Source organism: Nocardioides sp. Leaf374 (genome assembly GCF_916862475.1).
GTDB classification, from domain to species: domain Bacteria; phylum Actinomycetota; class Actinomycetes; order Propionibacteriales; family Nocardioidaceae; genus Nocardioides; species Nocardioides kribbensis.
Window position 1 is genome coordinate 1 of sequence record NZ_CAKASO010000038.1, and the last position, 14,912, is coordinate 14,912.

Here is a 14,912-nt window from a genome sequence, read left to right on the forward strand (position 1 = left end):
CCGCGACGGCCGCCGCGCCGGACGGGGCGACGGCCGACCCGCTGGCCGACCCGCTGGCCGACGCGCCGCCCGTGCCCCGCCGGATCGTCTTCGTGGTCGGCTCGGGCCGCAGCGGCACGAGCACCATGGCCGGCACCCTCCAGGCGCTCGGCATGCACGTGCCCCAGCCCGAGGTCGTGGCCGACGAGACCAACCCCAAGGGCTTCGGCGAGCCGCAGTGGGTCGTCGACTTCCACGACGAGCTGCTCAAGCGCTGCAACGTGCAGGTCTCCGACGGCCGGCCCTCGGCGTGGTTCGAGTCGGGCAAGCTGGCCACCTTCGGCCCGCTGCGCACCCGGCTGCACACCTGGCTGGAGGAGCAGTTCGTCGAGGGCGGTCCCGAGCTGGTCGTGAAGGACCCGCGCATGGCGTGGTTCCTCGGCCTGTGGCGCGCGGCCGCGCTGCGCTGCGACGCGACGCCGGCGTACGTCACCATGCTCCGCCCGCCGACCGAGGTCGTGGGGAGCAAGCAGAAGTACTACTCCTCGAAGTTCGGCGAGATCAGCCGCACCGCCGCCTGGGTCAACATGATGCTCCACACCGAGCGCTCCACCCGCGGCTCGGTGCGCGCCTTCGTGCGCTACGGCGACCTGCTCCAGGACTGGACGGTGCCGGTCTTCGGCGTCGGGCAGCGCTTCGACCTCGACGCGGTGAAGTCGGCCTCGGCCAACGACATCCGGGCGGTGCACCAGTTCATCGACCCCAACCTGCGCCGCGTGCAGCTGACCTGGGACGACGTCGAGGTGCCGCGGCGCCTGCGCGAGATCGCCCAGGAGTCGTGGCTGGCCCTCGACCGGCTCGCCGACGACGACGGCGACGTCGCCGCGACCCACGAGCGGCTCGACGAGCTGCGCGCCGCCTACGCCGAGCTCTACGACGAGTCGGCCGCCATCGCCGAGTCGGCCGCGCTCGCCGCGCGCCGCGAGGCCCTGGCCAAGGTCGCGCCGCCGCAGACCTCGAGCGCCGCCGGCGGCGGGCGCGCCGAGAAGGTGCCCCACAAGATCCGCGCCCTGGTGCCGCCCTCGGTGCGCCGGGGCCTGCGCAAGGCCGCGGGCAGGTCGCGATGAGCCCGGTGCGCGGCGCCGACATCCCCTGCCTGGAGGGCGACCCGACCTACGACGTGCGCTGGCCGTGGCGCCAGGGCCGGCTCACCCCCGGGCTGACCTGCGTCTTCCGGATGCGCAACGAGGCCCACAACCTGCCGTGGGTGCTGCCCGGGATGCTCGAGGCGGTGCAGCACGTCATCGTCGTCGACAACCTCTCCGACGACGGCACCGCCGAGGAGGCCCGCCGCATCGCCGACGAGCTCGGCGCCGGTGAGCGGCTCACCGTGCTCGACTACCCCTTCCAGGTCGCCCGGGCCGGCACCGAGCACCTCGCCACCCCGCCCGACTCGGTGCACTCGCTGACCCACTTCTACAACTGGTCGCTCTCCCAGGTCCGCACGTCCTACTCGATGAAGTGGGACGGCGACATGGTGCTCACCCGCGAGGGCGTCGCCCTGCTCGCCGACCTGTCGTGGCAGCTGGAGGAGTCGGGGGCCGTGGTCGCCCTGCCGCGCCACCCGCTCACCGTCGAGAGCGACTCGGTGGCCTGGCTCGACCTGGGCTACCGCTTCCTGGAGCCGTGGGTCTACCCGATGGGCCCGGAGTTCACGTTCGTGAAGGCCTTCGAGTGGGAGGTGCGCGAGTTCCCCGACGACTCCGACCGCATCATCGCCCCCGAGGGGATGGTCGTGGAGCTGAAGTGGCTCGACCGCGACGAGTTCACCCACTGGACCTCGACCACCGACTTCGACTCCTCCCGCGCCCCCCGCAAGCGGCGCGAGTGGGAGGTCTTCACCGCCCTGAGCGAGGGCCGCGGCGAGGAGCTGCTCGGCCTGCATCGCATCGAGGCGCCCCCCGGCGTGCACGTGATCGACCACGTGACCCGCACCTGGCTCCCCCAGGCCCCCCGCCCGCTCGTGCGGCGCCGCGGCCGCTTCAACGTCTGAGCCGAGGGGTCCGGCCGCCGCCGCTCAGGGCCGGCGGCCCATCCCCCGCACGGTGAACCCGTGCTCGCGCCACAGCGCGGCGTCGAGTGCGTTGCGCCCGTCAAGCAGCTGCTTGCGCCGCACGACCCGGCCCACCTCGGCCACGTCGACCTCGCGGTAGTCGCTCCACTCCGTCAGGTGCAGCAGCAGGTCGGCGTCGCGGCAGGCCTCGAGCGGGGAGTCGGCGTAGGTCAGCGTCGGGTACGCCGCGCGCGCCGTGCCGCCCGCGGCGGGGTCGTGCACGGTGACGGTCGCGCCGCGCAGGTGCAGCCTGCCGGCGATCGAGAGGGCCGGTGAGTCGCGCACGTCGTCGCTGTCGGGCTTGAAGGCCGCGCCCCACACCGCGATCCGGGTGCGGCTGACGCTGCCGCCGAGCAGGGCGGTGGACAGCTGCACGACGCGCTGGCGCTGGCGCTGGTTGATGGCGTCGACCTGGCGCAGGAAGGACATGGTGTCCTCGACCCCGAGCTCGCCGGCGCGGTGGACGAAGGCGCGGATGTCCTTCGGCAGGCAGCCGCCCCCGAAGCCGATCCCGGCGCGCAGGAAGCGGTGGCCGATGCGGGCGTCGTGGCCGAGGGCCTCGGCGAGGTCGACGACGTCGGCGCCGGCGGCCTCGCAGACCTCGCTGACGGCGTTGACGAAGGAGATTTTGGTGGCCAGGAACGCGTTGGCGGCGACCTTGACCAGCTCGGCGGTCGCGGGGTCAGTGACCACGAGCGGGCAGCCGGCGTCGACCTGCGGGGCGTAGAGCTCGCGCAGCAGCTTCTCGGCCCGCTCGGAGGCGACGCCGACCACGACCCGGTCGGGGCGCAGGGTGTCGGCGATCGCGAAGCCCTCGCGCAGGAACTCCGGGCTCCAGGCCAGGTCCACGTCGTCGGGGGCCGGGCAGAGCGCGGCCAGGGTGGCGGCCAGCGAGGCGGCCGTGCCGACCGGCACCGTGGACTTGCCGACGACCAGGGCGGGCCGGGCGAGGTGGGGGGCCAGCGACGCCACCGCGGCCTCCACGTGGGAGGTGTCGGCGCCGAGGCTGTCGCCGCGCTGCGGGGTGCCGACGCAGACGAAGTGCACGTCGCCGAAGGCCCCGGCCTCGGCGTAGGAGTCGGTGAACCGCAGCCGCCCCGAGGCCACGTGGCGCGCCAGCAGCTCGGCCAGGCCCGGCTCGTGGAAGGGCACCCGCCCGGCCTGCAGTGAGGACAGCCGCGCGGGGTCGACCTCGACGCCGAGCACCTCGTGGCCCAGCTCAGCCATGCAGGCGGCGTGGGTGGCGCCGAGGTACCCGCAGCCGATCACCACGAGGCGCTGGCGCGACTCGGGCGGCAGCTCGACGGTGCCGGTGCCGGTGCCGGTGCCGGTGGCGGGGGAGGGCCGGCCCGTCGGCCGGTCGGTCGCGGGCGTCGCCGGGAGGGTCATGGCCCCAGTCAGACGCCCCCGCGGATCAACGAGGTGACAGCGCCACGGCCAGGCGACGAACGATCTCCGACAGCCGGGTGGCGCTGGTCGCGACGTTGAGCCGGGCGTGACCGGCCAGCCCGGGGTGGTAGTCGTGGCCGGGCGCCAGCCGCACCCGCCCACGCTCCAGCGCCACCGCGGCCGGGTCGTCGTGGCCGCAGGACCGCAGGTCGAGCCAGGCGAGGTACGTCGCCTCCAGCGGCCGCATCCGCGCCGTCGGCAGGTGCTCGGCCAGCAGGTCGGCCAGCAGGGTGCGCTGCTCGTCGAGGCGCACCAGCAGCGCGTCGAGCCACGCGTCGCCCTCGGTGTAGGCCGCCACGGAGGCCACGACGCCGAGGGAGGACCAGGAGTCGTTGCGCACCATCGGCACCGCCGTGAGCCGGGCGTGGGTGGCGGCGTCGCCGCTCACCACCTGCGCACACTTCAGCCCCGCGGTGTTGAAGGCCTTGCTCGCCGCCACCAGGGCCACGGCGTGGTCGGCGGTGCCCTCCAGCGAGAGGTACGGCACGTGCTCGGCGCCGGGCAGCACCAGCGGCGCGTGGATCTCGTCGCTGACCACCCGCGCACCGTGGCGCACCACCAGGTCGCGCACGGCCTCCAGCTCCGCACGGGTGGGCACGTGGCCGCAGGGGTTGTGCGGCTGGGTCAGCAGCAGGGTGCGCGCCCCGCGCTCCAGCAGCCGCTCGAGGTGGTCGAGGTCGAGCGTGTAGGCGTCGCCGTCGGGGGTCACCGGCAGGTCCCACCGCTCGCGTCCGGTCACCCCGGGCAGGTCCAGCTGGGGTGCGTAGGCCGGCAGCGGCAGCACCACGGGGCCGGGGTCGCTCAGCGCGTCGAGCACCAGCCGCACCCCGGCGCTGACGTCGACGGTCGGCAGCACCAGCCCGGGGTCGACCTCCCACCCGTGGCGGCGCCGCGCGAACCCGGCGTACGACGCACCGAGCGCGCCGCCGTCGTGCTCGAGCGCGGGGTAGCCGGTCACGCCGCGCTCCACCGCCTCGTGCAGCGCGCGGGTGATGGCCGGCGCCACCGCGTAGTCCATCTCGGCCACCCAGGCCGGCAGCACGTCGTCGGGCACGGCCCACTTGTTGACCAGCGCTGCGCGCGCCTCGGCGTCGGTGAGGTCGCGGATCATGCCCCGACGCTAGCGTCCGGGCCCGGCGGTCTGCCGCCGGCGGCGCCGGTGCGGGCGGTGCGGGCGGAGCGGGTGGTGGGGGCGGTGAGGGCGGGGCGGGGCGCGCGTCCGGTGGACCCCCCTCGCGTGCTGCGGACGCCGCCCTCGATAACAGTCAGCGTTGACCGTCATGGCCCTCGCCTCCTACCGTGGCCCGACACCGACCCGAGGAGACTCCCCGTGCCCGCAGACCCCACCCCCGCGTCCCCCGCCGCCGCAGGAGCCGCCCCGCTCGCCGGCCGCACCCTGCTGATGTCGGGCGGCAGCCGCGGCATCGGCCTGGCCATCGCGCTGCGCGCGGCCCGCGACGGCGCCAACGTGGTGATGCTGGCCAAGACCGCCGAGCCCGACCCGCGCCTGGAGGGCACGGTGCACACCGCAGCGGCCGAGATCGAGGCCGCCGGCGGGCAGGCCCTCGCGGTGGTCGGCGACGTACGCAAGGAGGAGGACGTGCGGTCGGCCGTCGACCAGGCCGTCGAGCGCTTCGGCGGCATCGACGTCGTGGTCAACAACGCCTCCGCGCTCGACCTGTCGTCGACCAGCGACATCGCGATGAAGAAGTACGACCTGATGATGGCCATCAACGCCCGCGGCACGTTCCTGCTGTCGAAGACCGCGCTGCCGTGGCTCGAGCGCTCCGAGCACGCCCACGTGCTGACGCTCTCGCCGCCGCTCGACCTCGACCCGCGGTGGGCGGGGAAGTACCTCGCCTACACGATGGCGAAGTACTCGATGAGCCTGGTGACCCTCGGCCTCGCCGAGGAGCTCAAGGACCGCGGCATCGCCGCCAACTCGCTGTGGCCGCGCACCATGATCGCCACCGCCGCCGTGCGCAACCTGCTCGGCGGCGACGAGGCCGTCGCCCGCTCGCGCACCCCCGAGATCGTCGCCGACGCCGCCCACGCGATCCTCGCCCGCGACCCGCGCGCCTGCACCGGTCACTTCTACATCGACGACGAGGTGCTCGCCGAGGAGGGCGTCACCGACCTCTCGGGCTACCGCGCCGGCCCCGGCGACGGCCCCCTCGAGGCCGACCTGTTCCTCGACCCGCTGGACTGAGCGTGGCCGGCGACGGCATCGAGGGGCCCCGCCGGAGCGACGGCGAGGGTCCCCGCCGGAGCGGCGCCGCAAGCGCGAGGAGCACCGGGACCGGCGAGGGCTCGTCCGGGCGCGCCGGGGCCCCCCGCGGGGCCGGCAGCAGCGGCGGCGGCGCGGGTCCCCGCGGGGGCAGCGGGAGCTCCGAGGGGGACGCGGTCGGTCTCCGTGGCGCGGCTGGAGCGCCTGGAGCGCCTGGAGCGGCTGGAGCTGCTGGCGCTGGCGGCGCTGGCGGCGCTGGCGGATCGGCGGTCGGGCGCGCCACCCGCCGTCCGAGCCTGGTCACCCGCCAGCAGGTCCTCGACGCGGCCGTGCGGGCGCTGGTCGAGCACGGCTACGCCGGAGCCTCGACGCTGCGCATCCAGCAGCTGGCCGGGGTGTCGCGGGGGCGGCTGCTGCACCAGTACCCGTCCCGCGACGACCTGCTCGTCGCCGCCGTCGCCCACCTCGCCACGGCCCGCATCGCCGCCCTCGGCGCCCGGACCACGTGGCCGGCCGACCCCGGGGAGCGCATCGACGCCGCCGTCGTGGTGCTGTGGTCGACCTACCGCGAGGACTACTTCTGGGCCGCGACCGAGCTCTGGCTCGCCGCACGTCACACCCCCGCCCTCGCGCAGGCGCTGCGCCCCGCCGAGCGCGCGGTCGGCGAGCAGGTGCGCGCCGCGACCGACCGCATGCTCGGCGCCGACCTCGTGGCGCTCCCGTCGTACGCCGCGACGCGGGAGCTGCTCAACACCAGCATGCGCGGCGTCGCGCTCACCTACGCCTTCGACCACCGGCCCGCCGCCACCGACCCCCACGTGGGCCTCTGGTCCACCCACGCCCGCGCGGCCCTGCTCGGCTGACCCCGCGACCCCGTTGGCCCGTGCGGGTCTGGGCCGACAGGTGCGGGTTTCACCAGCCGACCGGCGAAACCCGCCGCGCCGTACCGGGGGCGCGCCGGGACCGCGCTGAAGTGGCGGCATACGACGAGCCCGAGGCCGGTGGACCTGTCGTTCGCCGCCACTTCCCGGCCGCCGGCCTCAGCGCCGCGGCGGGTGATCGCGCGGGCCCGCGTCGGTGTTGCTCGGCAGCCCTCGGGTCCGTCGGCCCGTGCGGGTCTGGGCCGACAGGTGCGGGTTTCACCAGCCGACCGGTGAACCCGCCGCGCCGTACCGGTGCCGAGGGCTGGAGTGGCGGCATACGACGAGCCCGAGGCCGGTGGACGTGTCGTTCGCCGCCACTTCCCGCACGCCGGCCCCGCCGCGCGAGACCGCGCGAGGGCGGGAGCCGGAGTCCCACCAGCCACCTGCGTCCCAGCTGTCGGCCCGGACCCGCACTGGTCGGCCCGCGCACGGGCCGACCAGTGCGGGTTTCACCAGCCGGCTGGTGAAACCCGCAGCGGCCTCAGAGCCCCGCCGCCACCCGGGTCCCCTGCTCGATGGCGCGCTTGGCGTCGAGCTCGGCGGCGACGTCGGCGCCGCCGACGAGGTGGGCGGTGACGCCGGCGGCGACGAGGTCGTCGTAGAGGTCGCGCACCGACTCCTGGCCGGCGCAGAGCACGACGTGGTCGACGGGGAGCACGGTCTCGACGCCGTCGACGGAGTAGTGCAGGCCGGCGTCGTCGACGCGGTGGTAGGTGGCGCCGGCGACCTGGGTGACCCCTGACTGCTTGAGCACGGCGCGGTGGGCCCAGCCGGAGGTCTTGCCGAGGTCCTTGCCGATCATCGTGGTCTTGCGCTGCAGCAGGGTGACCTCGCGCTGCGGCTCGCGGGGCTTGCGCTCGGTGAGTCCGCCGCGGTGCAGGGAGGGGTCGCCGACGCCCCAGTGGGCCAGCCAGTCGTCGAGGTCCTCGCTGGGGTCGTGGGTGAGCCAGACGCTCACGTCGACACCGATCCCGCCGGCGCCGACGACGGCGACGCGGCGCCCGGGCACGACGCGACCGGCGAGCACGTCGGCGTACGACACGACGCTGGGGTGCTCGACGCCCTCGAGGTCGGGCACGCGCGGGGTGACGCCGGTGGCGACGACGACCTCGTCGAAGCCGGCGAGGTCGGCGACCCCGGCGCGGGTGGAGAGGCGCACGTCGACGCCGAGCACGTCGAGGCGGCGGCGGTAGTAGCGCAGCGTCTCGGCGAAGTCCTCCTTGCCGGGCACGGCCATGGCCAGGCGGAACTGTCCGCCCAGCTCGGGGCCGGCCTCGAAGAGGGTGACGGCCAGCCCGCGCTCGGCGGCGGAGACGGCGGTGGCCAGCCCGGCGGGGCCGGCGCCGACGACGGCGACGCCGGCGCGGCGGCGGGTGGGGGTGAGCACCAGGGTGGTCTCGCGCCCGGCGCGGGGGTTGACCAGGCAGGAGGCCTTCTGGTTCCCGAAGGCGTGGTCGAGGCAGGCCTGGTTGCAGGCGATGCAGGTGTTGATCTCGTCGGCGCGGCCCTGGGCGGTCTTGAGCGCGAACTCGGGGTCGGCCAGCAGCGGGCGGGCCATCGAGACGAGGTCGGCCTCGCCGGCGGCGAGCACGGCCTCGGCCAGGTCGGGGGTGTTGATCCGGTTGGAGGCGCAGACCGGCACCGACACGGCCGCCTTGAGCCGGGCGGTCATCGAGCGCCACGCCCCGCGCGGCACCTGCGTGATGATCGTGGGCACGCGGGCCTCGTGCCAGCCGATGCCGGTGTTGAGCACGGTGACGCCGGCCTGCTCGAGCAGGTGGGCCAGCTCGACGGTCTCCTCCCAGGTCTGGCCGTCCTCGACCAGGTCGAGCAGCGAGATCCGGTAGACGATGGGGAAGTCGTCGCCGACGACCTCGCGGGCGCGGCGCACCACCTCGACCGGGAAGCGCATCCGCTTGCTCGCCGAGCCGCCCCACGCGTCGGTGCGGTCGTTGGTGCGCGCGGCGAGGAACTGGTTGATGAGGTAGCCCTCGGAGCCCATGATCTCGACGGCGTCGTAGCCCGCCTCGCGGGCCAGGCCGACGGCGTCGGCGAAGTCGGAGGCGGTGCGGTCGACGGTGCGCGTCGACATCGCCGAGGGCGTGAAGGGCGTGATCGGCGACTTGCGCCTCGAGGCGGAGGCGCTGAAGGGGTGGTAGCCGTAGCGGCCCGCGTGCAGCACCTGCAGCGCGATCGCCCCGCCCTCCTCGTGCACCGCGTCGGTGACCTGGTGGTGGCTGCGGGCCTGACGCCGCGAGGTCAGCTCGGAGGCGAAGGGCTTGAGCCAGCCGCGCCGGTTGGGGGCGTAGCCGCCGGTGACGATGAGGCCGGTGCCGCCGCGCGCACGCTCCCGGAAGTACGCCGCGAGCGCCGGCAGGTCCCGCGCGCTGTCCTCCAGGCCGGTGTGCATGGAGCCCATGACGATCCGGTTGCGCAGCGTGAGCGCGTCGGCGCCCGCGCCGAGGGTGAGCGGGGAGAGCAGCAGCGGGTGCCGGGGCTGCTCGGGCTGCTCGGGCTGCGGGGTCTGGGCGGTCATCGGTCGTCCTCCGTGGTGGGGCGGGTGTGGGCGTCGAGGTACTCCTCGAGCCACTGGGTCCAGAACTCCTCGAGCCGCACGCCGCCGCGCAGCACGAGGTACTGGTCGAGGGCCAGGCCGGTGAGCCGGCCGGGCTCGGGGTAGTCGCGCTTCATCAGCTGGCGGTAGTGGTCCAGGCGCAGGTGGTGGTCGGCCAGGTCGGCGCGCACGACGTCGAGCACGGCCTCGCGCTCGCCGAAGGAGGCGCCGCGCAGCTTGACGGCCAGCTCCGAGCGCATGGGCTCGGCGCCGACGGGGGTGGCCAGCCACGCGGCGAGCGTCTCGCGCCCGGCCGCGGTGACGGCGTACTCCTTCTTGTCGGGTCGCCCGGCCTGCGGCACGGGGGTGGCCTCCACCCAGCCGTCGGCCTCCATGCGGGCCAGCACGCGGTAGATCTGCTGGTGGGTGGCCGACCAGAAGAAGCCGATCGAGCGGCTGAAGCGCCCGGCGAGCTCGAGTCCGGCCGCGGGCTGCTCGCGCAGCGCGACGAGAAGGGCATGCTCGAGGGCCATGCGGTCATGGTGACGTACCTATGCAACGAGTTGCAAGAGGGGGGCTCGTCATCCCTCGGAGGACCCCCGGCGCGTCCCTGGGACGTGACCGGCGTCCCGGCGCGGACCCGTCGTGACCGCGACCGGCCCGGCGCGACCTACGATTCGTCCATGCTGCTGCGCCGGACGGCCTCCCTCGTGTCCCTGCCCCTCGTGCTGCTCGCCGTCTCCTGCGCCCCGGTCGAGGAGTCCGGCAGCGCGGGCGGGTCCGGCGACGACACCTCCTCGGCGCAGGCCACGCCGGCCGCCGACCTCGACCCGGCCGAGTGCGCCGCGGGCGCGACCCTGGTCTCCGACGGCACGCTGACCGTCGGCACCGACTCCCCGGCCTACGACCCGTGGTTCACCGACAACGACCCGACCAACGGCGAGGGCTTCGAGTCGGCGGTGGCCTACGAGGTCGCCGACCGCCTGGGCTTCGGCGCCGACGAGGTCACCTGGCAGACGGTGCCCTTCAACTCCAGCTACAAGCCGGGCCCCAAGGACTTCGACCTCGACATCAACCAGATCTCGATCACCCCGGCCCGCGCCGAGGTCGTCGACTTCTCCTCCGGCTACTACTCCGCCGCCCAGGCCGTCATCGCCCTCGAGGGCACCGCAGGCGCCGAGGCCACCAGCCTGGAGGACCTGCAGGGTCTGCGGCTCGGCGCGCAGACCGGCACCACCTCGCTCACCGCGATCCGCGACGTCATCCAGCCCGAGGCCGACGCCGTGGTCTTCGAGGACACCAACGCCGCCAAGCAGGCCCTGCAGAACGACCAGGTCGACGCCGTGCTCGCCGACCTGCCCACCGCCTTCTACATCTCCGCCGTCGAGATCCCCGACAGCGTGCTCGTGGGGCAGTTCCAGCCCGAGACCGGCGAGCAGGAGGAGTTCGGGATGCTCTTCGAGAAGGGCAGCGACCTCGTGCCCTGCGTCGACGCCGCGCTGGCCCAGATGGACGACGACGGCACCCTGGCCGACCTCGAGCAGCGCTGGCTCTCCGACGTCGTGGACGTCCCCCAGCTCCAGTGACGTCCCCGACCGGCGCTCCCGCGGGCGGCGCCACCTGGACCCCGAGCGAGCGCGAGCTCGAGCGGCGCGCCGTACGCCGTGCCCTGCGGCGCCGCTCGATCGGCGTCGCGACCACGGCGCTGGTCGTCTTCTTCGCCGGCCTGGGCCTGCTGCTGGTGACCTCGCCGGGCTGGGAGCGGGTGCGCGAGTCGTTCTTCAACGGCTTCCACGCCCGCGCCTCGCTGCCCGACATCGCCGACGCCTTCCTCATCAACGTCGCGATGTTCATGATCGCCGAGCCGATCATCCTGGTGCTCGGGCTGCTCATCGCGCTGGCGCGCGGCGCCCGCGCACCGGTGCTGGCGCCGCTGCGACTGCTCGCGGTGGCCTACACCGACGTGGTGCGCGGGATCCCCACGCTGCTGCTCGTGCTGCTGATGGGCTTCGGCATGCCGGGCCTGCAGCTGCAGGGCCTGCCGACCAGCCCGTTCTTCTGGGCCACCACGGCCCTGGTCATCTCCTACAGCGCCTACGTCGCCGAGGTCTTCCGCTCGGGCATCGAGTCGATCCACCCCAGCCAGATCGCCTCGGCCGAGGCGCTGGCGCTCTCGCGCACCCAGACCATGCGCTTCGTCGTCGTGCCGCAGGCCGTGCGCCGCGTCGTGCCGCCGCTGCTCAACGACTTCGTCTCGCTGCAGAAGGACACCGCCCTGGCCTCCACGATCGGTGTCTTCGAGGCGGTCTTCGTGGCCCGCGACTACACCAACTACAACTTCAACTACACCCCCTACGTCGTCGTGGCCCTCTTCTTCGTCGCCCTCACCATCCCGCTGGCCCGGCTCACCGACGCCCTCGGTCGCCGCTACGCCCGTCGCGAGCGGACCGGTGCCCTGTGACCGGCCCTGTGACCGGCCCTGTGACCGGCCCGGTGGGCGGGACGGCGCGCGGCGGCGTCGAGCCGCTGCTCGAGGCGACCGGCCTGCGCAAGTCCTACGGCGAGCGCGTCGTGCTGGCCGACGTGTCGCTGCGCGTGCAGCCCCACAACGTCATCTGCCTGATCGGCTCCTCGGGGTCGGGCAAGTCGACGCTGCTGCGCTGCCTCAACCTGCTCGAGGACGTCGACGACGGCTCGATCGTCTTCGAGGGCCGCGAGGTCTCCGACCCCCGCGTCGACCCGCGCGAGGTGCGCCGGCGCATGGGCATGGTCTTCCAGGCCTACAACCTCTTCCCCCACCTCACCGTGCTCGACAACTGCACCCTCGCCCCGCGCCGCGTGCACGGCCTCGGCCAGGCCGAGGCGGAGGCCCGCGCCCGCGACCTGCTCGCGCAGTTCGGGCTCTCCGAGCACGCCGGCAAGCACCCCGACAAGCTCTCCGGCGGCCAGCAACAGCGCGCCGCGCTCGTGCGCGCGCTGTGCACGCAGCCGACGCTGCTGCTGCTCGACGAGATCACCGCGGCGCTCGACCCCGAGCTGGTCGGCGACGTGCTCGCCATCGTGCGCGACCTGGCCGAGGCCGGCACCACCATGGTGCTGGCCACCCACGAGATGGCCTTCGCCCGCGAGGTCGCCACCTCGGTCTGCTTCCTCCACGAGGGCCGCATCCTCGAGCAGGGCCCGCCCGCCGAGATCTTCGCCGACCCCCGCGAGGAGCGCACCCGCCAGTTCCTGCGGCGCGTCCTGCCCGGCTGACCCGGAGGCTCCCCGCTCCGCCGCCGCAGCCCCGATCGCGCCATGGCGCGGCTGGAGCGCATCGATCGCGCACTTGCGCCGGCGGCGGGCTGGGGACGGCGCGGTGTGCGTGGCTGGTGCGTTCGCGGGCGGCCCCGGCCTGCTCGAACCGCGCAATCGCGCTGGACGACCCCACGCTCAGCCGGGCTGGGCGCGTCGTGCGGTGTGCGCGGCTGCCGCAGCCCTCGGCGGCCCCGGCCTGCGCGAACCGCGCAATCGCGCTGGACGGACCCACCCGCAGCCCGGTCCCCGCCCGATCCCGACCGCGCCCCGCCCACCACCCGACCGTGACACCACTTCTGTCAGCATCTGGGGCATGATGCGCGCATGAGCTACGAGCTGGGTCAGGGCACGGGACCACTGCAGGGCGTGAAGGTCGTGGAGATCGCGGGGATCGGGCCGGGCCCGCACGCCTGCATGATCCTGGCCGACCTGGGCGCCGACGTGATCCGGGTCGAGCGCCCGGGGGGCCAGGTGCTCAGCGGCGGGAGTCACGACCTGCTCAACCGCGGCCGGCCCAGCGTCGCGCTCGACCTGAAGAGCCCCGAGGCGGTGCAGACCGTGCTCGACCTCGTGGCGAGCGCCGACGTGCTGGTCGAGGGCATGCGCCCCGGCGTCACCGAGCGCCTCGGTCTCGGCCCCGACGACTGCCACGCCCGCAACCCGCGCCTGGTCTACGCGCGCATGACCGGCTGGGGCCAGACCGGCCCGCTGGCCCACGCCGCCGGGCACGACATGAACTACATCGCCATCACCGGCGCCCTCTTCGGTCTCGGCCAGGACCCGTCGCGGCCGCACTTCCCGACCAACCTGGTCGGCGACTTCGGCGGCGGCTCGACGTACCTCGTGATCGGCATCCTCGCCGCGCTCCTCGAGGCGAAGGCGAGCGGCCGGGGCCAGGTCGTCGACGGCGCGATCGTCGACGGCACCGCCCACGTCAACGCCATGACCACCGCCTTCGTCGGCGCGGGCATCTTCCGCGAGGAGCGCGCGGCCAACCTCCTCGACGGCGGCGCCCCCTTCTACGACGTCTACGAGACCTCCGACGGCCGCCACATGAGCGTCGGCGCCCTCGAGCCGCAGTTCTTCGACGCCCTCGTCACCCTGCTCGGCGTCAAGGAGACCTGCCCCGGCCAGCACGAGCTGGAGCGCTACGACGAGATGCGCGCCCTCTTCGCCGACACCTTCCGCAGCCGCACCCAGGCCGACTGGGTCGAGCTCTTCGAGGGCACCGACGCCTGCGTCGCCGGGATCATCCCGGTCACCGAGGCCAAGGACCACCCCCACCTCGCCGCCCGCGGCACCCTCGTCGAGCACGAGGGCCGCCTCCAGCCGGCCCCCGCGCCCCGCTTCTCCCGCACCGGGGCCACGCTCTCCACCCCGCCGCCCGACAAGGCCGGCCGCCACACCCGCGACGCCCTCGCCGCGTGGGGCGTCGCCGACGTCGACGGCCTGCTCGCGCGCGGCGTCGCGGTGCAGGCCGACTGACCCGGGGGTCGCACGCCCGCCGGTGCCACCCCCTCGCCCGGCGCCCGGCACACTGGCCCCGTGAAGCCGTTCCTCTTCCTCGGCACCCGCGCGGAGGACCTCGCCGCCGACGGTGAGTACGACGCGGTCCTGCGCTGCACCGGCCTGGCCGAGCGCGAGCTGCGCCGCGTGCGCCTGGAGCGCGAGTCGCTCCTCGACGCGCTCGGCGGGCCGGTCGACCTCGACGCCTGGTCGGGCATCGTGCTCGGCGGCGGGCCCTACAACGTCAGCGACCCCGTCGAGGCCAAGAGCACCGCGCAGCGCCGGGCCGAGGCCGAGCTGGCCGACCTCGCCGAGCGGGTCGTCGCGGCCGACCACCCCTTCCTCGGCGCCTGCTACGGCATCGGCACCCTCGGCGTGCTGCGCGGCGGACTGGTCGACCGCTCCCACCCCGAGCCGATCGGGGCGCAGACCATCACCCTCACCGAGGCCGGACGCGCCGACGCGCTCTTCGGGGGCCTGCCCGACCGCTTCCAGGCCTTCCTGGGCCACAAGGAGGCGGTGGCCCGCCTGCCCGAGGGGGCGGTGCTGCTCGCCTCGTCGGCCACCTGCCCGGTGCAGGCCTTCCGGCTGGGCGAGCGGGTCTGGGCCACGCAGTTCCACCCCGAGCTCGACGTCGAGGGCATCTGCACCCGCATCGAGGTCTACGCCGAGCACGGCTACTTCGAGCCCGGCGGCGCCGCCACGCTGCAGGCCCGGGCCCGTGCCGCCGTTGTCACCGAGCCGCAGCGGCTGCTCACCCGCTTCGTCGAGCTCTTCGCCCGCGACTGACCCCGCCCCGGCCGGCCCGCGACCCCGGCCCGCCCCGGCCCCGCCCGAAACCCGCCCGGCCGCAGCGTCCCGGCG

The 14,912-nt window shown here is 74.9% G+C and carries 13 protein-coding genes; 9 read left to right on the forward strand and 4 right to left on the reverse strand.

Annotated elements, in window-relative coordinates; translation table 11 throughout:
- The coding region (locus LPA27_RS15270) for a hypothetical protein (RefSeq protein WP_324251264.1) at window positions 1-1,106 on the forward strand (1,106 nt) is incomplete at its 5' end.
- Window positions 1,103-2,032: a hypothetical protein gene (locus LPA27_RS15275; RefSeq protein ID WP_056865036.1), complete on the forward strand. Its 930-nt coding sequence runs from the start codon at window positions 1,103-1,105 to the stop codon at window positions 2,030-2,032. The genes LPA27_RS15270 and LPA27_RS15275, both read left to right, overlap by 4 nt.
- Before the next feature lie 24 nt (window positions 2,033-2,056).
- Here the strand turns inward: LPA27_RS15275 and LPA27_RS15280 are convergent, their stop codons facing one another.
- Both LPA27_RS15280 and LPA27_RS15285 read right to left on the reverse strand, forming a co-directional pair.
- Entirely contained in the window at window positions 2,057-3,481 is a 1,425-nt protein-coding gene (locus LPA27_RS15280; RefSeq protein ID WP_267477220.1) for a UDP-glucose dehydrogenase family protein, read from the reverse strand.
- Between the two features lie 25 nt (window positions 3,482-3,506).
- Window positions 3,507-4,652, reverse strand: a complete 1,146-nt coding sequence (locus LPA27_RS15285; RefSeq protein ID WP_228942984.1) for a MalY/PatB family protein — start codon at window positions 4,650-4,652, stop codon at window positions 3,507-3,509.
- A gap of 219 nt (window positions 4,653-4,871) precedes the next feature.
- Between LPA27_RS15285 and LPA27_RS15290 the strand changes: the two genes are divergently transcribed.
- Complete coding sequence (locus LPA27_RS15290; protein WP_228942985.1) at window positions 4,872-5,750, forward strand: SDR family oxidoreductase; 879 nt, start codon at window positions 4,872-4,874, stop codon at window positions 5,748-5,750.
- Between the two features lie 347 nt (window positions 5,751-6,097).
- Window positions 6,098-6,631, forward strand: coding sequence for a TetR/AcrR family transcriptional regulator (locus LPA27_RS15295; RefSeq protein WP_228942986.1), 534 nt, complete (start codon window positions 6,098-6,100; stop codon window positions 6,629-6,631).
- 541 nt (window positions 6,632-7,172) lie between these two features.
- On the opposite strand, the gene LPA27_RS15300 is transcribed toward LPA27_RS15295, so the two are convergent.
- Together LPA27_RS15300 and LPA27_RS15305 are read right to left on the reverse strand one after the other, a co-directional pair.
- On the reverse strand, window positions 7,173-9,227 hold the full coding sequence (locus LPA27_RS15300; protein ID WP_228942987.1) for an FAD-dependent oxidoreductase: 2,055 nt from the start codon (window positions 9,225-9,227) through the stop codon (window positions 7,173-7,175).
- Window positions 9,224-9,778: a PadR family transcriptional regulator gene (locus tag LPA27_RS15305; RefSeq protein ID WP_228942988.1), complete on the reverse strand. Its 555-nt coding sequence runs from the start codon at window positions 9,776-9,778 to the stop codon at window positions 9,224-9,226. Before LPA27_RS15305 ends, LPA27_RS15300 begins: the two co-directional genes overlap by 4 nt.
- A 150-nt stretch (window positions 9,779-9,928) precedes the next feature.
- Between LPA27_RS15305 and LPA27_RS15310 the strand changes: the two genes are divergently transcribed.
- The 5 genes from LPA27_RS15310 (at window position 9,929) to LPA27_RS15330 (ending at window position 14,837) form a co-directional block, all read left to right on the forward strand.
- A complete protein-coding gene (locus tag LPA27_RS15310) occupies window positions 9,929-10,831 on the forward strand; it encodes a transporter substrate-binding domain-containing protein (protein ID WP_193661793.1) in 903 nt (300 codons plus the stop codon).
- Window positions 10,828-11,706 carry an amino acid ABC transporter permease gene (locus LPA27_RS15315; protein WP_056865031.1) on the forward strand — a complete coding sequence of 293 codons (879 nt, stop codon included), beginning with the start codon at window positions 10,828-10,830 and terminating at the stop codon, window positions 11,704-11,706. The genes LPA27_RS15310 and LPA27_RS15315 overlap by 4 nt, the downstream gene beginning before the upstream one ends.
- Window positions 11,707-11,771: 65 nt before the next feature.
- Window positions 11,772-12,500 (forward strand): amino acid ABC transporter ATP-binding protein, encoded by a 729-nt coding sequence (locus tag LPA27_RS15320; RefSeq protein WP_416383246.1) that lies wholly within the window; start codon window positions 11,772-11,774, stop codon window positions 12,498-12,500.
- Between the two features lie 366 nt (window positions 12,501-12,866).
- Window positions 12,867-14,027, forward strand: coding sequence for a CaiB/BaiF CoA-transferase family protein (locus LPA27_RS15325; RefSeq protein ID WP_324251265.1), 1,161 nt, complete (start codon window positions 12,867-12,869; stop codon window positions 14,025-14,027).
- Window positions 14,028-14,087: 60 nt separating this feature from the next.
- The gene (locus LPA27_RS15330; protein ID WP_193661795.1) at window positions 14,088-14,837 is read left to right on the forward strand and encodes a glutamine amidotransferase; all 750 of its coding nucleotides are present in this window, start codon (window positions 14,088-14,090) and stop codon (window positions 14,835-14,837) included.
- Window positions 14,838-14,912 lie beyond the last annotated feature (75 nt).